Source organism: Xanthomonas sp. 3498, from assembly GCF_014199795.1.
In the GTDB taxonomy this organism is placed as follows: Bacteria; Pseudomonadota; Gammaproteobacteria; order Xanthomonadales; family Xanthomonadaceae; genus Xanthomonas_A; species Xanthomonas_A rydalmerensis.
In genome coordinates, this window is record NZ_JACHOH010000001.1 from 420,828 (window position 1) to 445,078 (window position 24,251).

Sequence of the window (24,251 nt, forward strand, 5' to 3'; positions counted from 1 at the left end):
AGGGATGGTAAGGGGAAGCGGTGCCGCAAGAACGCTGCACGCGCAGGATGCCGTTTTCCGGCGACGACGCGCCGCTACGGCGACAGCGGCAGATGCAGGAACTGGTTGAACGCGCTCGGCACGTAGTCGCCGAACGCCGGCCCGTTGCGGAAGCCGCGCCGCCGGTACAACGCCAGCGCCGCCTCGAACGCCGCGCCGCTGCCGGTTTCCAGGCTCAGCCGCTGCAGACCCTCGGCGCGGGCGACCGCGATCATATGCTCGAGCAGCGCCGCGGCCGCACCCTGCCGCAGGAAGGCCGGATGCGTGCGCATCGACTTCAGCTCGCCGCCGCCATCGCCGAGCACGCGCAGCGCACCGACCGCAGCCAGCGCGTCGTCGCGCCACACGCTCCACACGCGCACCTGCGGCTGCCGCAGACCCGACAGATCCAGCGCATACACACTGCCCGGCGGCGACTGCGCATGCATCTGCTGCAGGTGGTACTCCAGCAACCCACGCACCGCCGGATCGTCGAGATCACCGGGCCGAATCACGAACGGCCCCACCATCACCGCAGCACCCCGCCCTTGCGAATCCCCACTCCCCACTCCCCAATCCCCGCCGTTAAAACGACACGTCCACCGGCGACCGCGCCCACAACACCGACTGGTGGCCGGTGGCCTGCTTCCACGCCAGCCGGATCGCCTCGATGTCGGCGCGGCGCTGCGGCGTGTCCTCGTGCAGGATCACCAGCACCTTGGTGTTGAGCCGGTTCGGCTCCTTGGCGCCGCGGAACAGCCACTGGCCGTAGGCGTCGAACACGGTCAGGCCATCGGGAAAGCGCGGCGTGACCTCCTTGTCCAGGAACGCGCGCCAGCGCGCCTCGCTGATCGGCTCGGCCTGCGGGCGGTCGGCCGGGCCGCTCTCCTCGCCCACGCCGAAGTACAGCTCGCTGCGCACCCAACCACTGGCCTGCCCCGGCCGCGCCGCATCGCCCTGCAGCGTCGCGCTGACCTTGCTCGGCGCGGTGGGCGCGATGCTGGCGCAGGCGCTCAGGGCCAGGAGGACGGCGATCAACGGGGCACGCAGCAGCATCGGCAGGGTCTCGGTCGGAACGGGAAGGGAGCAGGCGATCGTAGGCCAGGCGCGGTGCGGGGCCGGATAACTGCCGGGCATGAACTCATGCCCGAAGCACCGAGCACGCGGCTCGCACATCGCCTTAACGTCGGGCTAATATATCGCTTCATCCGGATGGATGCAGCAACCTTTGCCGACCCCAGTCGCCGCCACGGCCGGCGCGGCCGGTCTTGATGGTCATCGTTTCAGGAGAGAACCCCCATGTCGTCCCCGTTCGTCAGGCCGCTGAGCCTGGCCATCGCCCTGGCCCTGGCGGCCCCCGCGTTCGCCCAGGAGGCCGCCCCGGCCACCGCGACCAACCTGGACACGGTCATCGTCACCGGCACCCGCGCCAGCGGCCGCACCGTGCTCGAATCCACCGCCCCGGTGGACGTGCTCAGCGCCGAGGACATCCGCAAGGCCGGCGTGGTCAACGGCGAACTCGGCAGCGCGCTGCAGGCGCTGCTGCCCTCCTTCAACTTTCCGCGCCAGTCCAACTCCGGCGGCGCCGACCACGTGCGCGCCGCGCAGCTGCGTGGACTCTCGCCCGACCAGGTGCTGGTGCTGGTCAACGGCAAGCGCCGCCACACCTCCGCCCTGGTCAACACCGACAGCAAGATCGGCAAGGGCACCACGCCGGTGGACTTCAACGCGATCCCGATCAGCGCGATCAAGCGCATCGAAGTGCTGCGCGACGGTGCCGGCGCGCAGTACGGCTCCGACGCGGTGGCCGGGGTGATCAACGTGATCCTCGACGACGACCCGGACAGCGGCGCGCTGGAGGCCAGCTACGGCGCCAACCACACCGACGTCAAGCCGATCCACCGCACCCTCACCGACGGCCAGACCGGCTATGCCAGCGGCAAGGTCGGCACGCGCCTGGGCGAGGACGGCGGCTTCTTCAAGGTCGGCCTGGAGCTGAAGAACCACGAGTCCACCAACCGCGCCGGCTTCGACCAGATCCCGCCGTTCGAGGAGCAGACCCCGGCCAACCTGGCGCTGGCCGGCAAGCGCAACTATGAACTCGGCGACGGCGCCAGCAAGGACCTCAACGCCTGGATCAACGGCAAGCTGCCGTTCGGCCAGGGCGGCGAGGTCTATGCCTTCGGCACCTACAACCAGCGCGACACGCAGGGCGCCAACTACTTCCGCTACCCCGACGGCGCCGCCAACTGGACGCAGGTGTATCCGCAGGGCTACCGCCCGGTGTCGCTGGGCGAGAACCGCGACCTGCAGGCCGTGGTCGGCGCGCGCGGGCAATGGGGCGAATGGGCCTACGACGCCAGCCTCGACTACGGCCGCAACGACTTCACCTACCGGCTCAAGCACTCGCTCAACGCCTCGCTGGGCCCGGGCAGCCCGACCCGCTTCAAGACCGGCGACTACGCCTTCGAACAAGGCGTGGCCAATCTCGACCTGAGCCGCAGCTTCGACGCCGCCGGCGCCACCCACACCGTGGGCACCGGCGTGGAGCTGCGCCGCGAGCACTACCGCACCCGTCCGGGCGACCCAGCCAGCTACGCCGCCGGTCCCTACACCGACCGGCCCACCGGCGCCCAGGCCGGCGGCGGCCTGACCCCGCAGGACGCGGCCGACCTGTCGCGCAACGTCGCCAGCGTCTACGCCAGCGTGTCCAGCCAGTTCGGCGACAAGCTCTCCACCGACCTGGCCGCGCGCTACGAGCACTACCAGGACTTCGGCGGCGAACTGACCGGCAAGCTGGCCGCGCGCTACGAGTTCGTCCCGGCGTTCGCCCTGCGCGGCGCGATCTCCAACAACTTCCGCGCACCGTCCTTGAGCCAGATCGGCTACGAGGCCAGTTCCACCGGCTACAACGCCAACGGGCAGTTGCTGCAGGGCCGCCTGCTCTCGGTCGACAACCCGATCGCGCAGGCGCTGGGCGCCCGCACGCTGCAGCCGGAAAAGTCGCGCAACTACAGCCTGGGCTTCACCAGCCGCGTCGGCAGCCACTTCGACCTGTCGCTGGACCTGTTCCAGATCGACATCGACAAGCGCATCGCGCTGTCGGAAAGCATCGACGGCGACGCCCTGACCGACTTCGTCGCGCAGCGCTTCGGCATCACCGGCCTGCAGAGCGCCAGCTTCTTCGTCAACGCCGCCGACACCCGCACCCGCGGCGCGGAACTGGTCAGCAACTGGCGGCAGGCGCTGGGCCAGGGCCAACTGCAGTTGACCGGCACCTGGAGCTACGCCAAGACCGAGCTGGAGAACGTGGTGGCCACGCCGGCACAGTTGCTGGCGCTGAATCCGGACTACGTGCTGTTCGGCGTGGAAGAGCGCAACACCCTGACCGAGGCGACCCCGCGCACCCGCGCGCAGCTGGCGGCGAACTGGAGCGATGCACGCTGGTCGTTGCAGACCCGTGTCACCCGCTACGGCAGCGCCACCCGCGTGTTCGACTTCGGCGACGGCTTCGCCCCGGAGCAGACCTACCGCGCCAAGTGGCAACTCGACGCCGAGGTCGAATACCACCTCACCCCGCAGTGGAGCGTGGCGGTGGGCGGCCAGAATCTCACCGACGCCTACGCCGACCGCTCCAAACCGGACATCGCCTACTTCGGCAACCTGCCCTACGACGTGCTGTCGCCGATCGGCAGCAACGGCGCTTACTACTATGGGCGGGTGCGGTACACCTTCTGACTGAGGTGCCGGGATTGGGGAGTCGGGATTGGGGAGTCGCAAAAACAGCCGGGATTCGGGAGTGGGGATTGGGGATTCGTAAAAACAGCCGGGATTCGGGAGTGGGGATTGGGGATTCGTAAAAGCGGCGCGTCGGCACTCGTGGAGCGCTAACCAAGCACGAATCTCCACTCCCAATCCCGGCATCTGCAGACAGCCGCAGCCGCTGGGCGCCCGCTGTTGCGAATCCCCAATCCCCACTCCCGAATCCCCGCCCCCAATCCACCTGACGCTAACGCCCGTTACCCCATCATGGGGCGATGGCAGACGCGCTCCCCCTCCGACCGCCGCCGCCGCGTCTGGACGATGCCTGCGCATTGTTCCTGGACGTGGACGGCACCCTCATCGCCTTTGCCGAACGCCCCGACCAGGTGCAGTTGCTGCCCGAGGTCCGCGAGGCGATCGGCCGCCTGCACCAGCGCCTCGGCGGCGCGGTGGCGCTGGTCAGCGGACGTCCGCTGACCCAGCTCGACGCCTTGTTCGCACCGCTGCGGCTGCCCGCCGCCGGCCTGCACGGCCACGAGTTGCGCAGCGACGCCGACGCGCAAGCGGCGATGCCCGCCGATACCTCGGCGTTTCTCCATGCGCTGCATGCGCGCGCCGCACACCTGCGCCAGGCGCATCCGGGCGTGCTGGTCGAAGACAAGGGCGCCAGCATGGCGCTGCATTGGCGTGCGGCACCGAGCGCGGCCGACGCGGTGCTGGCGTTCGCGCACGAACAGATCGCCGACCTGCCCGGCTACCGCCTGCAGCCCGGCGACCACGTGGTCGAGTTCGTGCCCGAGGGCAGCGACAAGGGCGTGGCGCTGACCACGCTACTGCAGCAGCCGCCGTTCCGCGGGCGCCGCCCGGTGTTCGTCGGCGACGATCTCACCGACGAATTCGGCTTCGCCGCGGCCAACCAGGCCGGCGGCTGGAGCGTGCTGGTCGGCACCCGCGCCGACAGCGTCGCCACCTATGCGCTGCCCGATCCACGCGGCGTACACGCCTGGCTGCGCGATAACGCTGGATGAGGGCGCCACCGCGCCCGCCCGCCTGCGCCCCGTGGCCGCTTCCCCCACTGCTTCCGCACAAGGACCCGTCCGCTCCATGAGTTCCCCCAATCTCGACCTCGGCGTCATCGGCAACGGCAGCTTCGGCGCCCTGATCGACAAACGGGCCAGCGTGGTGTGGAGCTGCCTGCCGGCCTTCGACGGCGATCCGGCGTTCTGCGCCCTGCTCTCCCCGCGTGCGCATCCCGGCGGCGACTTCAGCATCGAGCTGGAAGATTTCGTCGACAGCGACCAACACTACCTGGCCAACACCGCGATCCTGCGCACGGTGCTGCGCGACGCCCATGGCGGCGCGGTGGAGGTGATCGACTTCGCGCCGCGCTGGCGCAACCACGGCCGCTTCTACCGCCCGGTCAGCATCATCCGCCAGGTGCGGCCGCTGGCCGGCAACCCGCGCATCCGCGTGCTGGCCAGGCCGCTGGCCGACTGGGGCGCGCGCCAGCCGGAGCGCACCTGGGGCAGCAATCACGTGCGCTGGCTGCTGCCGGACTTCACCCTGCGCCTGACCACCGACGTGCCGGTGCGCTTCATCCGCGACGAGCTGCCGTTCGTGCTCAACCACCCGGTCAACCTGATGCTGGGCGTGGACGAATCGCTGACCCGCTCGCTGACCGGCTACATCCAGGAAGCGCAGGAACGCACCGAGGAATACTGGCGCGAGTGGGTGCGTTACCTGTCGGTGCCGCTGGACTGGCAGGACGCGGTGATCCGCAGCGCGATCACCCTGAAGCTGTGCCAGTACGAGGACAGCGGCGCGATCATCGCGGCGATGACCACCTCCATCCCGGAAGCGCCGGACACCCCGCGCAACTGGGACTACCGCTACTGCTGGCTGCGCGATGCCGCCTTCGTGGTGCGCGCGCTGAACCGGCTCGGCGCCACCCGCACCATGGAGCAGTTCCTCGGCTACATCTTCAACATCGCCACTACCGACGGCAGCCTGCAGCCGCTGTACGGCATCGGCTTCGAAGCGGCGCTGGAAGAACACGAGGTCGAGTCGCTGGCCGGCTACCGCGGCATGGGCCCGGTGCGGCGCGGCAACCTGGCCTGGATCCAGAAGCAGCACGACGTGTACGGCAGCGTGGTGCTGGCCTCCACCCAGCTGTTCTTCGACCTGCGCCTGAAGGATCCCGGCGATACCCACACCTTCCTGCGCCTGGAACCGCTGGGCGAGCGCGCGTTCGAACTGCACGACGTGCCCGACGCCGGCCTGTGGGAATTCCGCGGCCGCGCCGAGGTGCACACCTACACCAGCGCGATGTGCTGGGCCGCCTGCGACCGCCTGGCCAAGATCGCCGCACGGCTGGGCCTGGACGAGCGCGTGGCGCACTGGCGCGACCGCGCCGACCGCATCCACGCGCGCGTGCTGGCCGAGGCCTGGAACGCGGAGCTGGGGCACTTCACCGACACCTTCAACGGCCACCGGCTGGACGCCTCGCTGCTGTTGCTGGCGGACATCGGCTTCATCGCCCCGGACGATCCGCGCTTCATCGCCACCGTCGAGGCGATCGGCCGCGACCTCAAGCATGGCGATGCGCTGTACCGCTACGTGGCGCCGGACGATTTCGGCGAACCGGAGACCAGCTTCACCATCTGCACGTTCTGGTACATCGACGCCCTGGCCGCGATCGGCCGCAAGGAGGAAGCGCGCGAGCTGTTCGAGCGCATCCTCGCCCGGCGCAATCACCTGGGCCTGCTGTCGGAGGATCTGGCCTTCGACAACGGCGAAGCCTGGGGCAATTTCCCGCAGACCTATTCGCATGTCGGCCTGATCATCGCCGCCATGCGCTTGTCACGCAGTTGGCAGGAGGCATCATGAGCAGATTGGTGGTGGTATCCAACCGTGTGGCCTTGCCCGGCGAGAACCGTGCCGGCGGCTTGGCGGTGGGCTTGCTGGCGGCGCTGAAGGAGCGCGGCGGCGTGTGGTTCGGCTGGAGCGGCAAGACCGTGCGCGGCGACAGCGGCGCCATGCACGAGCAGACCCAGGGCGACATCCGCTTCGTCACCATGGACCTGAATCGCGCCGACCTGGACGCGTACTACAACGGCTTCGCCAACCGCACGCTGTGGCCGCTGCTGCACTTCCGCCTGGACCTGGTCGACTACGACCGCGCCACGCGCGAAGGCTACCGCCGGGTCAACGCCATGTTCGCCGACAAGCTCGCGCCGATGCTGCGCGAGGACGACACGGTGTGGATCCACGACTATCACCTGATTCCGCTGGCCTCGCTGCTGCGCGAACGCGGCATCGGCTGCCGCATCGGGTTCTTCCTGCACGTGCCGTTCCCTTCGGCCGACCTGATCCAGGCGCTGCCGGACCACGCACGGCTGTTCTCCGGCTTCTACGCCTACGACCTGATCGGCTTCCAGACCCGCCGCGACGTCGACCGTTTCCAGGCCTACGTGCGCCTGTTCGGCGGCGGCAAGGTGATCAAGGACGGCGTGCTGGAAGCCCCGGGCGGCCGCCGCTTCCGCGCCGCGATGTTCCCGATCGGCATCGACACCAACCTGATCGCGCAGCAGGCGCGCGCGGCAGTGAGCAAGCCGGCGGTACGCGATTTGCGCAACAGTCTGCGCGATCGCCAGCTGGCGATCGGCGTGGACCGGCTGGACTACTCCAAGGGCCTGCCGGAACGTTTCCTCGGCTTCGAACGCTACCTGGAACGGCATGCCGACCAGCGCGGCAGCCTCACCTACCTGCAGATCGCCCCGGTCTCGCGCGGCGACGTCACCGAATACAAGCAGCTGCGCAACCAGCTCGAACAGATCGCCGGGCACATCAACGGCGGGCATGCCGAGCCGGACTGGACCCCGCTGCGCTACGTCAACCGCAACTTCACCCACGCCACCCTGACCGGCTTCTACCGCGCCGCGCAGGTCGGCCTGGTGACGCCGCTGCGCGACGGCATGAACCTGGTGGCCAAGGAGTACGTGGCCGCACAGGATCCGGAGAATCCCGGCGTGCTGGTGCTGTCGCTGCTGGCCGGCGCCGCCGACGAACTGAAGGAAGCGCTGCTGGTCAATCCGCACGACCTGGACGGCGTCGCCGACGCCATCGCCACCGGCGCCTCGTTGCCCAAGGCCAAGCGCATCGAACGTTGGCAGGCGATGATGGACCACCTGCGCAAGCACGACATCAATGCCTGGCGCCAGCGCTATCTGCAGGCGCTGGAAAGCCTGCGTTAGCGGCGGCGCGCTTTCGCACGCCGCGCGGCCGGCCCCTGCGCGCCGCGCGCTCCCCTCAAGATATCGCCATGCGGCGTCCACCACGGCGCCGCATGACGCAGTGTTCCGCGTGCCATCACGGCCCGACGACCTGCGCAGCCTAAAATAGGCCCCACGCGCCGCGCCGGTTCCATGCTTTCCGAGAACGCAGCGGCGCGGTCGCTGCCTTGCGATGCGCGCCGTCCTCGCGGCCCCGCCCTCGCCTCTCCCCCCACGATCCGCCTGCACCGCTGCCATTCGCGCCACGCGCCAGGGATCCTCGTCGGATGTTTCGCTCATGACTGCTTCTTCCTCCCCACACGGACCCGGTCGCTGGCTGTTCGCCGGCTACGCCGTCCTCATCGCCGTGATCGGCGTCGCGCTCGCCGTCATGGGCGGGCAACTCGTCGCCGTCGGCGGCTCCTGGTACTACCTGCTCGCCGGCGTGGCACTCGCCGTGTCCGGCTTGCTGCTCGCGCTCGGCCGCCGCGTCGGCCTGTGGCTGTTCGGCGTGACCCTGGCCGCGACCATCGCCTGGGCCCTGGCCGAGGTCGGCCTGGACGGCTGGGCGCTGATCCCGCGCCTGGCGATGATCTCGGTGCTCGGCCTGCTGCTGTTGCCGTTCTGGAAGGTCGCACGCTGGCGTCTGGCGCCCGTCTCCGGCATCGGCTATCTGCTGGTCGCCGGCGTGCTGCCGGTGCTGGGCGCGGCCCTGGTGTTCGCGCCGCTGCTGTTCCCGCGCACGGTGGAACTGGCCGATCCCAGCCTCGCCGCGCAGCGCCCGCAGGCCGCCTTCAGCCGCGCCACGGTGAACAGCCCCGATGGCAACGTCGCCGGCAACCACGATGCGGGCAACTGGACCGCCTATGCCGGGTCCAACCTGTCCAACCACTACAGCCCCGGCGCACAGATCACTCCGGACAACGTCAAGGATCTGAAGGTCGCCTGGGAATTCCACACCGGCGACCTCAAGCCGGCCGGCTCCAAGCTCGGCTATGCGTTCCAGAACACCCCGCTGAAGGTCGGCGACCTGGTCTACATCTGCACGCCCACGCAGAAGGTGATCGCGGTCGAGGCCACCACCGGCAAGGAGCGCTGGCGCTTCGATCCGCAGACCAATCCGAAGGCCATGGCCGGCGTCGCCGCCACCACCTGCCGCGGCGTGTCCTACTTCGAGGCGCCCACGCCGGTCGCCGAATGCGCCAAGCGCATCTTCTGGCCGATGGTGGATGGCCGCCTGGGCGCGCTCGACGCACTCACCGGCAAGCTGTGCGATAGCTTCGGCACGCACGGCTACGTCGATCTGAACAAGGACACCGGCAACACCAAGCCCGGCTTCGTCGGCCCCACCTCGCCGCCGGTGGTGATGCGCGGCGTGGTGATCCAGCCCACCGGGCAGATCCGCGACGGCCAGGAACGCGACGCGCCGTCCGGCGTGGTGCGCGCCTTCGACGCGATCAGCGGGCAGCTGCGCTGGGCCTGGGACCTCGGCAATCCGGCAATCGACGCGGCGCCACCGGCCGGCCAGACCTACACCCGCTCGACCCCGAACGTGTGGTCGCTGATGGCCGCCGACGACCAGTTGGGCCTGGTCTATCTGCCCACCGGCAACGCCTCCGGCGATTTCTTCGGCAAGCAGCGCACGCCGCAGGAAGAGGAGTACACCGCCTCGCTGGTCGCGCTGGATGCGGCCACCGGCAAGGAGCGCTGGCATTTCCGCACCATCAACCACGACCTGTGGGACTACGACATCGGCCCGCAGCCGAACCTGGTGGATTTCCCGGTCCCCGGCGGCGGCACCCGCCCGGCGGTGATCCAGGCCACCAAGTCCGGCCAGGTGTTCGTGCTCGACCGCGAAACCGGCGCGCCGATCATGCCCGTGCAGCAGCTCCCGGTGCCGCAGGGCACCGACCACGGCGACTGGACCGCCAAGACCCAGCCGGTGTCGCCGGGCATGCCCAACACCGTCGGCGCGCCGAGCAAGGACTACGAGACCCTCGTCGAATCCGACGCCTGGGGCATCACCCCGTTTGACCAACTGGTATGCCGCATCCAGTTCAAGCGGCTGCGCTACGAGGGCATGTTCACCCCGCCCAGCCTGGGCGGCTCGCTGGCCTTCACCGGCAACCACGGCGGCATCAACTGGGGCGGCGTGTCGGTGGACCTGCAGCGCGGCATCATGGTGATGAACAGCAATCGCCTGCCCTACACCGAACACGTGTATCCGCGCCAGGAAATGCAGGCGCTGGGCGTGGTGTCGGTGTTCAACGGCAAGAGCAAGACGCCCGGCTACATGGCCCAGGAAGGCCTGCCGTACGGCGCACGCAAGGAGCCGTGGATGTCGCCGCTGAACACCCCGTGCGTGGCGCCGCCGTGGGGCTATATCTCCGGCGTGGACCTGCGCACCCAGCAGGTGATCTGGCGGCGTCCGCTGGGCACCGGCTACGACCAGGGCCCGATGGGCATTCCGTCGAAGATGAAGTTCGAACTGGGCACGCCCAACAACAGCGGCTCGCTGGCCACCGCCGGCGGCGTGACCTTCATCGGCGCGGCGCTGGACGACTTCCTGCGCGGCTACGACACCCAGACCGGCAAGCTGCTGTGGGAAGTGCGCGTGCCGGCCGGTCCGCAGGCCGCGCCGCTGAGCTACACCGTCGGTGGCAAGCAGTACATCGTCGCCGCGATCGGCGGCCACGACCGCATGGACACCAAGGCCGGCGACAGCGTGATCGCCTGGACCTTGCCCGACGCGGCGACGCCGGCGAAGTAAGCGGCCCGCGCCGTACCACCCCGCCACCGGCCGCGCAGATGCGGCCGGTGGCGATGACGGCCTGCCCGGCCATGGCTGGGCCGGCGCGCCCGCCTGGCCGACCGCACGTCCGCCCGCGGCGCCCATCCTGCTGCAACGCAGCACACCATGACACCTTGCCCAGCGGGCGACGGGTGTCCAGGCCATGTGAAGTTTCCGACGAACGGCAGGCGCCTGCGATCAAGCACGCCTGGCGATGCGCCGATACTGGGTGTACCCCCGCGAGATCGCGTCGCCCCCGCGGCGTTGCCCGTTGTTTCCCAACCGGTGCACACCATGCCCTCGCCATCTGCCGCTCTCCGCCCGACCTCCCCTTCCTGGCTGCGCCAGCATTCGGCGCTGCTCGCCCTCGCCCATGTCCTGGTGCTGCTGGCGCTGGCCGGCTATGCCGTACATGTGGGTCGCACGGCCGGGCCCACCGGATCGGCGCTACCGCGCTTGCTTCCGGCACTGCTGGGGGCCGCAGCCGTGGCGGCGACGCTGGCCTGGGCCGGCAGGCGCAGCGCGCCGCGCTCGCTGGAGCGGGCCACGCAGGCGCTGCAGGCGCTCGGCGAAGGCCGCTTCGAGCAGCGCGTGGACCTGACCGGCGACGCCGCCGAGGTGGCGCTGTTGCGCGCGGTGCAGCACGCGCAGCAGGCGCTGGCCGCGCGCCAGGCGCAGACCGAAGCGGAACTGCAGCATGGCCGCTTCGTCATCCAGGCGCTGGACGATCTCGACACCATGGTACGCATCGCCGACGACGATGGCCGCGTGCATTTCGCCAACCGCAAGCTGCTGCAGATGCTGCGCACCATCGAGCCGGACGTGCAGCGCTTCCGCCCGGAATTTCGTGCCGAACAGTTCGTCGGCGGCAGCATCGGCGACATCTACCCGGACAGCCAGGCGGCGATCGACCGCATGCGCGCGCTGACCGGCTCCAAGCGCGTGCGTGCGCCGTTCTTCGGCCGCCAGATCGATTTCGTGTACAGCCCGATCAACGGCGCCGACGGCCGCCGCCTGGGCACCATCGCGCAATGGGAGGAAGTGACCGCACAGGTCGCCGCCGAACAGGCGCTGGCCACGGTGATCGAGGCCGCCGCGCGTGGCGATTTCAGTCAGCGCATCGACACCGCGGCGATGGACGGGGTGCTCAAGTCGCTGGCCGAAGGCGTCAACCGCATCGCCGACGCGGTGGAGCGCAACCTGGCGGAACTGGCCGGGGCGCTGACGGCGCTGGCCGAGGGCGACCTTACCCACCGCGTCGACGGCCAGGCGCAGGGCGTGTTCGCACGGTTGCGCGATGACACCAACCGCACCGTCGCCAAGCTCACCGAGATCATCGTCGGCATCCAGGACGCGGCCGAGACCATACGCCGCGCCGCCTCCGAGATCGCCGCGGGCAACACCGACCTGTCCGATCGCACCGAACAGCAGGCGGCGAGCCTGGAAGAGACCGCCAGTTCGATGGAGGAACTGACCTCGGCGGTGAAGCAGAACGCCGACAACGCGCAGCAGGCCAACGGCCTGGTGCAGAACACCGGCGAGGTCGCCCGTTCCGGCGGCCAGGTGATGGACGAGGTGGTGGCGACGATGCGCGCGATCAGCGCCTCCTCGCAGCGCATCGGCGAGATCATCGGCGTGATCGACGGCATCGCCTTCCAGACCAACATCCTGGCGCTCAACGCCGCGGTGGAGGCGGCGCGCGCCGGCGAACAGGGCCGCGGCTTCGCCGTGGTCGCCGCGGAAGTGCGCTCGCTGGCGCAACGCTCGGCCGACGCGGCCAAGGAGATCAAGGACCTGATCGAGGCATCGACGCGCACCGTCGGCGAAGGCGCGGCGCTGGTCAACCGCGCCGGCGCCACCATGCACGAGATCGTCGGCTCGGTGCAGCGCGTGACCGGCCTGATCGGCGAGATCAGCGCCGCCAGCGGCGAGCAGTCCAGCGGCATCGAACAGGTCAACCGCACCGTGGCGCAGCTGGACGAAGTGACCCAGCGCAATGCCGCCCTGGTCGAGGAAGCCACCGCCGCCGCGCGCAGCATGGAGGAACAGGCTGGCGGCCTGGCCGCCGCGGTCGGCGTGTTCCGCCTCGACAGCGGCCGCGCCGGCGGTACCGACGGCAAGGTGGTGCCGTTCGCGCGCGGCAGCGGCTGAGTCGGGCGGCGCGCCGCGCTCAGTCCAGAAACCGCGACCGCTGCGCCGGCTCCGGCAGGAAACACTGCGCGGTGGTGCCGAACCAGCGATGCCGGTTGCGCGCCAGCACCCGATAGCCGATGTCGCGCCAGCGCCGCGGCAGCAGACGCAGCACCGAGACGCTGCGCCACACCCCACCGAGCCCGGCGATCACCGCGATCGCCGCGTCCGAATCGGTCAATGCGCCATGCCGGGTCAGCAGCAGAAACGACAGCGGATCGGCCGGATCCAGCCCGTGTTCGCGCAACAAGGCGCTGCCGCGCGGCGACTGCATCGCCGCAAAGCGGTAGCGGCCGCGGCGGTCATGGCGCAACAGGAACCGCACCCAGCGGCTGCACAGCGCACACACCCCGTCGAACACGACGATGGCCGCGTCCTCCGGCGCCGTGGGCGTCGCGACCGGCGGCGGCTCAGGCCGGCGCAAGCCAGCCCTCGTAGCGGATGAACGGCCCGATCCACGGCAGGGTCACCGCGATCACGAACGCATAGCGGCCGTCGCGCTGGTCTTCGCGGCAGTGCACGCCGGCCAGCCAGCGCCGTGGCAGCGGCAGCACGCCGAAGGCCCAGGCCCGCGCCGCGCGCCATTCGATGCCGGCGCCGTCGATCCGCAAGGCGAATTCGAAGACCACCGCACCCAGGCGCTCGCGCAGTCGGCCACGGTGCAGCCACAGCCGCGAGGGCATGGCATGCGTGCCGAAGCGGCGCTCCCAGCGCTCGCCGTGCGCATCGGCGCGGAACACCACCTCCACCGGCGTCGCCGGCCCGGTGCGCGGCAGCCGTACCAGCCACGCGCACAGCGGCAGCAACGGATGCCGGCCGCGCTGCACCACGGCCTGACCGACATAGCGCGACTGCGACGACGGGGTGTGCAGCGCGCGCAGCACCGGCGGCAACTGCGCGAACGCCGGCCCCAGCAGCTGCGCGAACAGCGGCGGGGTCAGGGCGCGATCCACGCCAGGGTCGCCATGCGCCCGCTGCGGCGGTCGCGCCGATAGGAGTAGAAGCGCTGCGCATCGGCGATGGTGCACAGGCCGCCGCCGTGGATCTGCTCCGGCGCCATGCCGGCCGCGACCAGGCGCTGCCGCGCCAGCGCGTACAGGTCCACCCGCCAGTGTCCGGGCCGGGTGTCCACGAACGCCGCGGCGGCAGCCGGATCGTGGCGCAGGAACGCCTCGCGCACCTCGCTGCCGATCTCGTAATGCTGCGGTCCGGCCGCCGGGCCCAGCCAGGCCTGCAGGTGTGCCGCCGGCGTGCGCAGCGCGGCCACGGTGGCCTCCAGCACGCCGCCGGCCAGCCCCTGCCAGCCGGCGTGCGCGGCACCGACCTCGCTGCCATCGCGCGCAGCGAACACCACCGGCAGGCAGTCGGCGGTCAGGATCGCCAGCACCACGCCCGCTTCGGCGGTGACTGCGGCATCGGCGGTCGGCTCGGCGTCGATGCCGGTACCATGCGGCGGCCCGTCGAAGCGCAGCACCTGCACGCCGTGCACCTGGCGCAGCCAATGCGGCGGCGTCGGCAGCGTCAGCCGATCCGCCAGCTCGTCGCGGTTGCGCTGCACCGTGGCCGGGTCGTCGCCGTCGGCGGCGCTGCGGTTGCCAAGATTGAAATGGTCGAACGGCGGCCGCGAGACGCCGGCGCCGTGGCGCAGCGTGGTCAGGGCGCGTACGCGCGGCGGGGCCGGCCAGTCGGCGTGCAGGGCGAAGTCGGTCATCGGCGGCACGCTCGGCCGGCAGCGGCTGCCGCGTCGCCGCGGACCGGCCGTCCATGCGCCAGGGCCGGACCGCAGGCCAGCAGGGCACGGGAGACGGGCGACCTGGCCATGCTCAGCGCCGCGTCCGCTCGGCGGCCGCCTGCACATCCGCACGCAAGGAGGCCATCAACTGCTGCAGGTCGGCCGGCACCGCCGCGGTGGCGCGCACCGGCTCGCCGCTCGACGGATGCTTGAACTCCAGGGTCTCGGCATGCAGTGCTTGGCGCTTGAAGCCGCGCAGCTCGCCGATCAGCTCCTCGCTGGCGCCCTTGGGCAGCTTCAACGGGCCGCCGTACAGCGGGTCGCCGACGATGGGGTGCTTCAGGTGCGCCATGTGCACGCGGATCTGGTGGGTGCGGCCGGTCTCCAGGCGGCATTCCAGGGCCGTGTGGGCACGGAAGCGCTCGCGCAGCCGGTAGTGGGTGACCGCGTCGCGGCCGTCCTCGCGCACCGCCATGCGCAGGCGGTCGCGCGGATGGCGGTCGATCGGCGCGTTGGCGGTGCCGCCGGAGACCAGCGCCCCGACCACCACCGCCAGGTATTGCCGGTGCACATCGCGCGCGGACAGCTGCGCCACCAGCGAGGTGTGCGCCTGCAGGGTCCGCGCCACCACCATGGCGCCGCTGGTGTCCTTGTCCAGGCGGTGCACGATGCCGGCGCGCGGCAGCGCCGACAGCCCCGGATCGCGGTACAGCAAGGCGTTGACCAGGGTGCCGCTGGGGTTGCCGGCGCCCGGATGCACCACCAGCCCGGCCGGCTTGTTCAGCACGATGACCTGGTCGTCCTCGTACAGCACCTCCAGCGGGATGTCCTCGGGCAGGGCGTGGGTCTGGGTGTCCAGCACCGCGTGCAGACTGGCGATCTCGCCGCCGCGCAGCGCATCGCGCGGCCGCGCCGGGGCGCCGTCCAGCAGGGCGTCGCCGGATTTGATCCACTCGGCCAGGCGCGACCGCGAGTACTCGGGGAACAGTTCGGCCAGCACCGCGTCGAAGCGGCGGCCGGCGGCATGATCGGGGACGCGCGCCTGGCGCGGGCCGTCGCTGACGGCGTCCTCGGGGAGATCCGGGGGGGTATGGGGCATGGCAGGGGCACGGCTTGGGTCGGAAAAAGGGGGTCGCGGCGGCCATAGTCAGTCGCAGGACAGGCCACTAGGCTATCATCGCCCCTTCGTATTCCTGCCCTGCCGCGCCCGAACCCATGATCCGACGCTCCGTCCCGCTGTCCGCGCACGTCCGTTTCATCGCCCTGCTGCTGGTCACGCTGGTCGTGGCGACGGGTTGCCACCGTCAGAAGAAGAACCCCGAAGAGGGGATGCCGGTGGAGCAGCTCTACCAGAAGGCGCATGCGCAGATGGAGAGCGGCAACTGGGCCGGCGCCGAGAGCAGCTTCAAGCGGCTGATCGCGCAGTACCCGTACGGCAACTACACCGAGCAGGCGATGATCGAGAGCGCCTACGCCCAGTACAAGGCCGGCAAGCACGACGACGCGGTGTCCACCATCGACCGCTTCATCCGCACCTACCCGACCCAGCGCAACATCGCCTACATGTACTACCTGCGCGGGTTGTCCAACTCCAACCGCGACACGGTGTTCCTGCGCCGGGTGTGGTCGCTGGATGCCAGCCGCCGCGACCTGTCCACCCCGCAGCAGGCCTATGCCGACTTCAACACCGTCGCCGAGCGCTACCCGAACAGCCGCTACGCCGCCGATGCGCGCGAGCGCATGATCGCCCTGCGCAACGTGTTCGCCCAGCACGAGCTGGACAACGCGCTGTACTACCTGCGCCGCGACGCCTGGGTGTCGGCCGCCTCGCGCGCCACCTACCTGCTGGAGACCTACCCGCAGAGCGCGTACCAGTACGACGCGGTGGCGGTGCTGGCCGATGCCTACACCCACCTGGGCAACAAGACCCTGGCCGCCGACGCGCGCCGCGTGCTCGAGCTCAACGACCCGCAGCATCCGTGGCTGACCGGCAACTGGCCGAAGTACCCGTGGATGATCCGTAAGCTCAACCCGTTCGCCGGCGAGAAGTCCGCCGCCACCGGACAGTCCAACTCGCAGATGCAGCGCTGATCCACCGCGCCGGCAACACGCACACCGACAGGGGCCGCAAGGCCCCTGTCGCGTTTGAGGGCTGCCGATTGGACCTCTGCCGACTGGTCGGCGCGTGTGTTCGGCCGCCGCGGAAGACTGTGGCGACGCGCCAGGGCGCACAGAGGCCGGTGCCTACGCAGCAGGGCTGCCCTGGCCACAGGGCGCACAGCCGTGTGCGCGCGCTTCCAGACCAGGCACTGCGGAGTGCGACCCGCACCGCAGTCCCGGGAATTGGTGCCGACGCCGCCGGCCGCGCTTGCTAGGCTGCCTCCACGCCTCCTCCGTGCCGATCCGCTGGGACCCATGCCCATGCCCATCCTGCGCCCGCTGCTGTGGTTGTTCGCCGCCGTTCTCGCCTCCGCCGCCCTTCCGGCCGCCGCGGCACCGGCCATCGTGTACGGGGTCAACGGCCACGACGGCCGCCAGGCCTACCCGCTCAGCCAGAGCGAGGCGGTGTTCCGCCTGCTCGACCAACGCAACCTGCGCAGCTACCGGTTCGACGTGGACCCGCGCAACTTCACCGTGCTCGACCAGTTGGTGCAGCTCTCGCGCAAGTACAACATCGCGCTGCGGCCGATGGTGTATCCGATGTCGCGCGAGATCGGCTACGCGCTGGCGCGCCGCTACGCCAACGACATCAAGGTCTGGGAGATCGGCAACGAGCAGGATCTGGACCGTGCCGCCGCCCCGGCGCGGATCGCGGCGATGACCACGATGTACCGCGGCATGAAGCAGGCATCCGACGAACTCGGCGCCGGCCTGCAGTTCACCATCAACATCACCGCCTGCAACAGCGACGATCACTCGGCCAACGCGCGCTGCCCCGGCGACCGCAACGGCTCGCTGTGGTTCCTGGACCAGGCCAAGGCGGCCGGTTTCGACTTCGACCGCATCAGCTTCCACTACTACGCCTTCCACGGGGAACGCGGCTACTGGATGGACCTGTATCTCGGACAACTGCGCGCCGCCGCGCAGAAGTACGGCACCAAGGTGTACGTCAACGAACTCAACTGCGCCGAGGTGTACACCGGCAACACCGATGGCGGCCATCCCGGCGACGGCGCCTGCTACGACAGCGTGGCGGACCTCCTGCAGACACTGCGCAGCGATTACGCCGACGTGGTCGCCGAGATCAATCTCTACGAATTGCTCGACCAGCCGGACCAGCAGGGCGCGGAAGCCCATTTCGGCCTGATGTACGACCTGAGCCGGCCGAAACCGATTCTGGACCTGCTGACCGACGCCGCCCGCTGACGTCTTCGCGCGGCGTGGTCGCCGCCTGCGGCTATGCTGCGGCGATGTTCGAACTGCATCGGGTCACCCGCCGCTACGGCGACACGCTGGCACTGGACCGGGTCGATCTGCGCATCGCCCCGGGCCGCACCACCGCGTTGATCGGCCCCAGCGGCGCCGGCAAGTCCAGCGTGCTGCGCCTGCTGCTGGGGCTGGAATGGCCGGACGCCGGCGAAGTGCGCTTCCAGGGCGAACCGCTGCGCCGCGCCACCTTGCTGGCGCAGCGCCGGCGCATCGGCTACGTGATCCAGGAAGGCGGCCTGTTCCCGCACCTGAGCGCGCGCGACAACGCCGCCTTGCTGGCGCGCACGCTGGGCTGGGCACGGCCGCGCATCGCGGCGCGCCTGCACGAGCTGGCCGAATTGTGCCGCCTGCCGGAAGCGCTGCTGGCGCGTTACCCGGCCGAGCTGTCCGGCGGCCAGCGCCAGCGCGTTGGGCTGATCCGCGCGCTATTGCTGGACCCGCCGGTGCTGCTGCTGGACGAACCGCTGGGCGCGCTCGACCCGATCGTGCGCCACGAGCTGCAGACGCAGATGCGCGAACTGTTCGCGCTGCTCGGCAAGACCGTGGTGCTGGTGACCCACGACGTCGCCGAGGCCGCCTACCTGGGCGATACCCTGGTGCTGATGCGCGGCGGCCGCGTGTTGCAGGAAGGCAGCGCACGCACCTTGCTGGAGACGCCGGCCGATCCCTTCGTCGGCCAGTTCCTGCAGGCGCAGCGCACCCTGGAGGATGCGCGGTGACGTCGCCGGGCGCGCGCTGGCGCGAGATCGCGCTGGTCGCCTTGGGCGGCCTGGCCAACCTGCTGGGCGCGCCGGCCGCGGCCGCCGATACCAAGGTGGTGGTCGGCTCGAAGAACTTCACCGAAGCGGTGGTGCTGGGCGAGATCGCCGCCGGCGCCGGGCGCCAGGCCGGGGTCGAGGTCGAGCACCGGCGCCAACTCGGCGGCACCCGCATCCTCTGGCGTGCGCTGGAGCAGGGCTCGATCGACGCCTACGCCGAGTACACCGGCACCCTGGCCGCCGAGCTGCTGCAGATGCCGGGCGCCGACGACGCCGCGCTGCGCAAGGCGCTGGCGCAGCGCGGCCTGGCGATGAGCGCGCCGCTGGGCTTCGACAACACCTATGCGTTCGGCATGCGCCGGCAACGCGCGCAGGCGCTGGGCATCGCACGCCTGTCCGACCTCGCCGCGCATCCGACGCTCAAATTCGGGCTGAGCAGCGAATTCGTCTCGCGTGCCGACGGCTGGCCCGGCGTGCGCGACGCCTACCGCCTGCCGCAGACCCCCACCGGCCTGGACCACGACCTCGCCTACCGCGCGCTCGACAGCGGCGCGATCGACCTCACCGACCTGTACAGCACCGATGCCGAGATTCCGGCGCACGGCCTGCTGGTGCTGCAGGACGACAAGCATTACTTCCCGCGCTACGCCGCAGTGTTCCTGTATCGCGCCGACCTGGCGCAGCGCGCGCCGCGCTTCGTGCAGGCGCTGCAGGGACTGGGCGGACGCATCGACGCGGCGACCATGCAGCGCCTCAACGCCGAGGCCAAGCTCGACAAGCGCGCCGAAAGCGCCATCGCCGCGCACTGGTTGGGCATCGCCGCGCCGGCCCAGGACGGACGCCTGCAGCGGCTGCTGCAACGCACCCGCGAGCACCTGGCGCTGGTCGGGCTGTCGCTGGGCCTGGCCCTGCTGGTGGCGCTGCCGCTGGGTATTCTGGCGGCACACCGGCCACGGCTCGGCCAGGCGGTGCTGGCCCTGACCGGCGTGCTGCAGACGCTGCCGTCGCTGGCGGTGTTCGTGTTCATGATCCCGCTGTTCGGCATCGGCGCCAAACCGGCGATCGCCGCGCTGTTCCTGTACAGCCTGCTGCCGATCGTGCGCAACACCCATGCCGGCATCACCGGTATCGCCCGCGAACTGCGCGAGACCGCCGCCGCGCTCGGCCTGCCGCCGGGCACCCGGCTGTGGCGGATCGAACTGCCGCTGGCGCTGCGCACCATCCTCGCCGGCATCAAGACCGCGGCGGTGATCAACGTCGGTACCGCGACCCTGGGCGCGCTGATCGGCGCCGGTGGCTACGGCCAGCCGATCCTCACCGGCATCCGCCTGGACGATCTCGGCCTGATCCTGGAAGGCGCGGTGCCGGCCGCGCTGCTGGCGCTGCTGGTACAGGGCCTGTTCGAGCTGCTGGAGCGGGTGCTGATCCCGCGCGGGTTACGCCTGGCGGCGCGGCGGTAAACCAGGCGCCTCGCCGCGGGCATGAGGTACGGCCGGCCATCGGCGCCCGCACGAAACGCATCACAACCGCATGCGGTCGCGGCTGAAGCCGCTCCTACGGCGTGCATGCCGCTTTCTCGTAGGAGCGGCTTCAGCCGCGACCAACGAAGCCATGCACCCAACAGGATCGACGATGCAGACCGGTAATCGACTGCCTTCCCCATCGAAACTGAAGATAGACAACGAACGCACGCACGTGCGTTCAAGCACGCGCCGCAGCCACCATCTCCTGAGCCAGGCCACGCATCGCCTCCGGCGTCAGCTGCAGGTACGGCGCGATGCGCAGGGCACCATGGCGATGCGTGCAGATGACGTGCGCCTGCTGCAACCAGGGCAGCAGCGCCGGCATCGCCGACGCCGGTGGACGCAGCGCATACAGGTGCGGCGCGTGCCCGGGCACAGTCCAGTCGCCCGCGCCCAGCGCCTGCAATTCCGCGTCGAAGGCCCCGCCAAGGTCGCCGAGCCGCTGCGCGATGCGCGCCGGCTGCCACTGCTGCACCTGCTGCAGCGCGGCACTGGCCATCGCCAGACGCAGCGGATCGGCGACACCGCCGGCATCGAAGCGACGCGCGCCGCTGTGGTACGGCGGCGGCGCTTCGGCCGGAAACTGCCAGTCGCCGCCCGGATCGCGCGCCTGCCAGTGCTGCTCGAACGGAACGCCATGCGCGCGCCAGTGCGGCGAGGCCCACAGCCACGCCAGCCCCATCGGTCCGAGCAGCCATTTGTGCCCGACCGAGACCACGAAATCCGGCCGCCAGGCATCCAGCCGCACCGGCAGCACGCCCAGGCTCTGGCTCAGGTCCAGCACCAGCATCGCGCCGGCCGCATGCACACGCGGCGCGATCCGGTCCAGATCCAGCAAGCTGCCGTCGCGCCAGTAGGCGTTGGGCAGGGTCGCCACGCGGACGCGCGGCTGGGCGTCCAGCGTCGCCAGCACCGCCGCGGTCCAGTCCTGCCCAGGTGCACGCCGCACCACCGCCAGGGATGCGCCGCTCTCGGCGCAGCGTTGCTGCCACGCCAGCAAATTCGATGGGAACTGGCCATCGAGCAGCAGTACCGCATCGCCGGGCGCCAGCGGCACCTGTCGCGCCGCAATGGCCAGGCCGTACGCGGCCGACGGCACCATCGCCACGCCCTCGCTGTCGCCCGAGAACACCGTGGCCGCGGCCAGCGTGCGCAGGTCTTCGATCTGCGCGCGCCAGGCATCGAAGGACAGCGTCCACGGCGCAATCGAATCGGCCAGCGCCGCCTGCCCTGCGGCCAGCGCCCGGTGCAGCCGCGGGCCCTTGCTGGCGGTGTCCAGGTAGCGCACGCCGGCCGGCAGCGCGAACGCATCCGCCGCGGCATCGAGGTCGACCAGCTCTTCCGCAGAAGCCGGACTGGCAGCATGGCGCGAGGCGGTCGTAGACATGTGTCTAGGGTAACGCCGTGGTCCGCAACGCGTGACGGTCCGTTCACGCCGTAGCGCTAAGACTGCATCGATGCAAGCGATCTCTCCGGCGTCACCGCCCTCGCCCATCGCATCCGTCGCGACACTGGCGGACCGCCTGCGTCGCGTGCGTGCGCGCAGCCGTCAGCTCGCCGCGCCGTTGAGCGAAGAAGACGCGATGGTGCAGAGCATGGACGACGCCAGCCCGGCCAAATGGCATCTGGCGCACACCACCTGGTTCTTCGAGCGTTTCGTGCTCGGCGCCGATCCGGCGTACCGCGCGCACGATCCGCAGTGGGACTATCTGTTCAACAGCTACTATCAGAGCATCGGCCCGGCGCATGCGCGGCCGCATCGCGGCCTGCTGTCGCGGCCGTCGCTGGCGCAGGTGCTGGACTATCGCAGCGAGATCGATACCCGCGTGCTGGCGCAGTTGCAGGCCGGCACCCTGGCGCCGCAGACCCTGCAGATCCTGGAACTGGGCCTGCAGCACGAACAGCAACACCAGGAACTGCTGCTCACCGACATCAAGCACGCGTTCTGGCGCAATCCGCTGGGTCCGGCGTATCGCGCGGACCTGGCGACACAGCACGCGCCGGTGTCGCCGCTGCGCTGGCTGCAGCGCGACGAACAGATCAGCGAGATCGGGGCTGCCGCCTGGCCGGCGCAGACGACCTTCGCCTACGACAACGAATCGCCGCGGCATCGCGTGCTGGTGCCGGCACACGCGCTGGCCAGCCGCCCGGTGAGCAATGGCGAATACGCCGAGTTCATCGCCGATGGCGGCTATCGCACGGTCGGACTGTGGCTCAGCGACGGCTGGGCGCAGCGTTGCGCCGAGGACTGGCAGCGCCCGCTGTACTGGCATGCCGATGGCGTGCGCGAATTCACCCTCGGCGGCTGGCGCGAACGCGATCCGCATGCGCCGGTGTGCCATCTCAGCCTGTTCGAGGCCGACGCCTTCGCGCGCTGGGCCGGCGCGCGCCTGCCGACCGAGGCGGAGTGGGAACAGGCCGCTACCGGCGTCGCCATCGCCGGCAACTTCGTCGAGAGCGATGCGCTGCACCCTCAGCCGGCGGCGCCGGCCGATACCGGCCTGCAGCAGTTGTTCGGCGATGTCTGGGAATGGACCGGCAGCGCCTACCTACCCTACCCCGGCTTCCGTCCATGGTCGGGCACGCTGGGCGAATACAACGGCAAGTTCATGAACGCGCAGTGGGTGTTGCGCGGCGGCAGTTGCGCCACGCCGCACGATCACATCCGCGCCAGCTACCGCAACTTCTTCCCCTCCGATGCGCGGTGGCAGTTCGCCGGCGTGCGCCTGGCCAAGGATTCCGCATGAATGCCGCAACCGCCCGTGCCCTGACCGAAGCCGCCCTGACCGACCTGCATCCGCAGGCGGACGACATCGCCGCCGACGCGATCGCCGGCCTGTCGTGCAGCCCCAAGCAGCTGCCGTCCAAGTATTTCTACGACGCCGAGGGTTCGCGCCTGTTCGAGGCGATCACCCGCCAGCCCGAGTACTACCTGACCCGCACCGAGCTGGATCTGCTGGAAGCGCGGATGCCGTCGATCGCGCAGGCGGTGGGCACCGGCGCGCATGTGGTGGAGCTGGGCAGCGGCAGCGGCCGCAAGACCCAGTTGCTGCTGGACGGCCTGCGCATGCCGGTGGCCTACACGCCCATCGAAATTTCCCGCGACATGCTGATGTCCAGCACCACGCGGCTGGCCGAGCGCTTCCCGCACATCCAGATGCTGCCGGTGTGCGCCGACTTCACCGCGCCGGTGGCGCTGCCGGCGCCGCAGCGCGGGGCGCGCCGTACCCTGGTGTTCTTCCCCGGCTCGACCCTGGGCAACTTCACCCGCGAGGACGGCATCGCCCTGCTGCGCTCGATGCGCCAGACCATGGGCGCGGACGGCTGTGCGCTGATCGGCATCGACCTGGTCAAAGACACCACATTGCTGGAGGCGGCCTACAACGATGCCGCCGGCGTCACCGCCGCGTTCACCCTGAACTTGCTGCGCCGCCTCAACCGCGAGATCGGCAGCGACTTCGACCTGGCGCAGTTCCGCCATCATGCGGTGTATTCGGAAGCGCGCGAACGCATCGAGACCTTCCTGGTCAGCCAGTGCGCACAGCAGGTGACCGTGGCCGGGCAGCGCTTCGATTTCGCCGAGGGCGAAGCGATGCAGGTCGAGTACAGCCACAAGTACACCGACCAGAGCTTCGCGGCGATGGCCGCCGAGGCCGGCCTGCGCGTCAGCCACGGCTGGAATGCGCAGGACGATGCGTTTGGGTTGCGACTGCTGCAGGTGGTGTGAGGGTGGGGATTGGGGAGTCGGGATTGGGGATTCGCAAAAGCGAGCGCGGC

19 protein-coding genes are annotated in these 24,251 nt (G+C 70.5%); 12 read left to right on the plus strand and 7 right to left on the minus strand.

Features of this window, described 5'->3' with window-relative positions:
* Positions 1 to 74: 74 nt before the first annotated feature.
* The gene (locus GGR66_RS01680) at positions 75 to 533 is read right to left on the minus strand and encodes a GNAT family N-acetyltransferase (protein WP_326520899.1); all 459 of its coding nucleotides are present in this window, start codon (positions 531 to 533) and stop codon (positions 75 to 77) included.
* Positions 534 to 603: 70 nt separating this feature from the next.
* Positions 604 to 1,074: a DUF3574 domain-containing protein gene (locus GGR66_RS01685; RefSeq protein WP_184446987.1), complete on the minus strand. Its 471-nt coding sequence runs from the start codon at positions 1,072 to 1,074 to the stop codon at positions 604 to 606.
* 243 nt (positions 1,075 to 1,317) lie between these two features.
* On the opposite strand from GGR66_RS01685, the gene GGR66_RS01690 reads away from it, so the two are divergent.
* The 6 genes from GGR66_RS01690 to GGR66_RS01715 all read left to right on the plus strand — a co-directional run bounded on the left by GGR66_RS01690 (position 1,318) and on the right by GGR66_RS01715 (position 12,993).
* Positions 1,318 to 3,756 carry a TonB-dependent receptor gene (locus GGR66_RS01690; RefSeq protein WP_184446988.1) on the plus strand — a complete coding sequence of 813 codons (2,439 nt, stop codon included), beginning with the start codon at positions 1,318 to 1,320 and terminating at the stop codon, positions 3,754 to 3,756.
* Positions 3,757 to 4,055: 299 nt separating this feature from the next.
* Positions 4,056 to 4,808, plus strand: coding sequence for a trehalose-phosphatase (otsB, locus tag GGR66_RS01695; RefSeq protein WP_184446989.1), 753 nt, complete (start codon positions 4,056 to 4,058; stop codon positions 4,806 to 4,808).
* Positions 4,809 to 4,884: 76 nt separating this feature from the next.
* Positions 4,885 to 6,666: a glycoside hydrolase family 15 protein gene (locus GGR66_RS01700; RefSeq protein WP_184446990.1), complete on the plus strand. Its 1,782-nt coding sequence runs from the start codon at positions 4,885 to 4,887 to the stop codon at positions 6,664 to 6,666.
* A complete protein-coding gene (gene otsA, locus GGR66_RS01705) occupies positions 6,663 to 8,033 on the plus strand; it encodes an alpha,alpha-trehalose-phosphate synthase (UDP-forming) (protein WP_160970931.1) in 1,371 nt (456 codons plus the stop codon). Before GGR66_RS01700 ends, otsA begins: the two co-directional genes overlap by 4 nt.
* 355 nt (positions 8,034 to 8,388) lie before the next feature.
* The gene (locus GGR66_RS01710; RefSeq protein WP_184447442.1) at positions 8,389 to 10,821 is read left to right on the plus strand and encodes a membrane-bound PQQ-dependent dehydrogenase, glucose/quinate/shikimate family; all 2,433 of its coding nucleotides are present in this window, start codon (positions 8,389 to 8,391) and stop codon (positions 10,819 to 10,821) included.
* Positions 10,822 to 11,136: 315 nt separating this feature from the next.
* On the plus strand, positions 11,137 to 12,993 hold the full coding sequence (locus tag GGR66_RS01715) for a methyl-accepting chemotaxis protein (protein ID WP_184446991.1): 1,857 nt from the start codon (positions 11,137 to 11,139) through the stop codon (positions 12,991 to 12,993).
* A gap of 19 nt (positions 12,994 to 13,012) precedes the next feature.
* Here the strand turns inward: GGR66_RS01715 and GGR66_RS01720 are convergent, their stop codons facing one another.
* The 4 genes from GGR66_RS01720 to rluD form a co-directional block, all read right to left on the minus strand.
* A complete protein-coding gene (locus tag GGR66_RS01720) occupies positions 13,013 to 13,456 on the minus strand; it encodes a thiol-disulfide oxidoreductase DCC family protein (RefSeq protein ID WP_184446992.1) in 444 nt (147 codons plus the stop codon).
* Positions 13,443 to 13,985, minus strand: coding sequence for a DUF4166 domain-containing protein (locus tag GGR66_RS01725; RefSeq protein ID WP_184446993.1), 543 nt, complete (start codon positions 13,983 to 13,985; stop codon positions 13,443 to 13,445). The genes GGR66_RS01720 and GGR66_RS01725 overlap by 14 nt, the downstream gene beginning before the upstream one ends.
* On the minus strand, positions 13,970 to 14,743 hold the full coding sequence (gene pgeF / locus GGR66_RS01730) for a peptidoglycan editing factor PgeF (protein ID WP_184446994.1): 774 nt from the start codon (positions 14,741 to 14,743) through the stop codon (positions 13,970 to 13,972). The genes GGR66_RS01725 and pgeF overlap by 16 nt, the downstream gene beginning before the upstream one ends.
* Positions 14,744 to 14,855: 112 nt before the next feature.
* Positions 14,856 to 15,863, minus strand: coding sequence for a 23S rRNA pseudouridine(1911/1915/1917) synthase RluD (gene rluD / locus GGR66_RS01735; protein ID WP_184446995.1), 1,008 nt, complete (start codon positions 15,861 to 15,863; stop codon positions 14,856 to 14,858).
* A 116-nt stretch (positions 15,864 to 15,979) separates the two neighbouring features.
* On the opposite strand from rluD, the gene GGR66_RS01740 reads away from it, so the two are divergent.
* The 4 genes from GGR66_RS01740 to GGR66_RS01755 all read left to right on the plus strand — a co-directional run bounded on the left by GGR66_RS01740 (position 15,980) and on the right by GGR66_RS01755 (position 20,411).
* Complete coding sequence (locus GGR66_RS01740; protein ID WP_160970943.1) at positions 15,980 to 16,855, plus strand: outer membrane protein assembly factor BamD; 876 nt, start codon at positions 15,980 to 15,982, stop codon at positions 16,853 to 16,855.
* 324 nt (positions 16,856 to 17,179) lie between these two features.
* A complete protein-coding gene (locus GGR66_RS01745; protein ID WP_184446996.1) occupies positions 17,180 to 18,130 on the plus strand; it encodes a hypothetical protein in 951 nt (316 codons plus the stop codon).
* A 44-nt stretch (positions 18,131 to 18,174) separates the two neighbouring features.
* A complete protein-coding gene (locus GGR66_RS01750) occupies positions 18,175 to 18,912 on the plus strand; it encodes an ATP-binding cassette domain-containing protein (RefSeq protein WP_184446997.1) in 738 nt (245 codons plus the stop codon).
* Between the two features lie 41 nt (positions 18,913 to 18,953).
* Positions 18,954 to 20,411 carry a glycine betaine ABC transporter substrate-binding protein gene (locus tag GGR66_RS01755; RefSeq protein WP_255421581.1) on the plus strand — a complete coding sequence of 486 codons (1,458 nt, stop codon included), beginning with the start codon at positions 18,954 to 18,956 and terminating at the stop codon, positions 20,409 to 20,411.
* Positions 20,412 to 20,652: 241 nt separating this feature from the next.
* On the opposite strand, the gene GGR66_RS01760 is transcribed toward GGR66_RS01755, so the two are convergent.
* Positions 20,653 to 21,861: an aminotransferase class V-fold PLP-dependent enzyme gene (locus GGR66_RS01760; RefSeq protein ID WP_184446999.1), complete on the minus strand. Its 1,209-nt coding sequence runs from the start codon at positions 21,859 to 21,861 to the stop codon at positions 20,653 to 20,655.
* A gap of 70 nt (positions 21,862 to 21,931) precedes the next feature.
* On the opposite strand from GGR66_RS01760, the gene egtB reads away from it, so the two are divergent.
* Entirely contained in the window at positions 21,932 to 23,221 is a 1,290-nt protein-coding gene (gene egtB / locus GGR66_RS01765; protein WP_184447000.1) for an ergothioneine biosynthesis protein EgtB, read from the plus strand.
* Entirely contained in the window at positions 23,218 to 24,201 is a 984-nt protein-coding gene (gene egtD / locus GGR66_RS01770; RefSeq protein WP_184447001.1) for an L-histidine N(alpha)-methyltransferase, read from the plus strand. Before egtB ends, egtD begins: the two co-directional genes overlap by 4 nt.
* Positions 24,202 to 24,251: the final 50 nt, after the last annotated feature.

Bases quoted from the DNA above. Each gene is read 5' to 3' on its own strand.
- GGR66_RS01685 (WP_184446987.1), bottom strand. From the start codon at position 1,074: ATGCTGCTGCGTGCCCCGTTGATCGCCGTCCTCCTGGCCCTGAGCGCC.
- GGR66_RS01690 (WP_184446988.1), top strand. From the start codon at position 1,318: ATGTCGTCCCCGTTCGTCAGGCCGCTGAGCCTGGCCATCGCCCTGGCC.
- otsB (WP_184446989.1), top strand. From the start codon at position 4,056: ATGGCAGACGCGCTCCCCCTCCGACCGCCGCCGCCGCGTCTGGACGAT.
- GGR66_RS01700 (WP_184446990.1), top strand. From the start codon at position 4,885: ATGAGTTCCCCCAATCTCGACCTCGGCGTCATCGGCAACGGCAGCTTC.
- otsA (WP_160970931.1), top strand. From the start codon at position 6,663: ATGAGCAGATTGGTGGTGGTATCCAACCGTGTGGCCTTGCCCGGCGAG.
- GGR66_RS01715 (WP_184446991.1), top strand. From the start codon at position 11,137: ATGCCCTCGCCATCTGCCGCTCTCCGCCCGACCTCCCCTTCCTGGCTG.
- pgeF (WP_184446994.1), bottom strand. From the start codon at position 14,743: ATGACCGACTTCGCCCTGCACGCCGACTGGCCGGCCCCGCCGCGCGTA.
- rluD (WP_184446995.1), bottom strand. From the start codon at position 15,863: ATGCCCCATACCCCCCCGGATCTCCCCGAGGACGCCGTCAGCGACGGC.
- GGR66_RS01740 (WP_160970943.1), top strand. From the start codon at position 15,980: ATGATCCGACGCTCCGTCCCGCTGTCCGCGCACGTCCGTTTCATCGCC.
- GGR66_RS01745 (WP_184446996.1), top strand. From the start codon at position 17,180: ATGCCCATGCCCATCCTGCGCCCGCTGCTGTGGTTGTTCGCCGCCGTT.
- GGR66_RS01750 (WP_184446997.1), top strand. From the start codon at position 18,175: ATGTTCGAACTGCATCGGGTCACCCGCCGCTACGGCGACACGCTGGCA.
- GGR66_RS01760 (WP_184446999.1), bottom strand. From the start codon at position 21,861: ATGTCTACGACCGCCTCGCGCCATGCTGCCAGTCCGGCTTCTGCGGAA.
- egtB (WP_184447000.1), top strand. From the start codon at position 21,932: ATGCAAGCGATCTCTCCGGCGTCACCGCCCTCGCCCATCGCATCCGTC.
- egtD (WP_184447001.1), top strand. From the start codon at position 23,218: ATGAATGCCGCAACCGCCCGTGCCCTGACCGAAGCCGCCCTGACCGAC.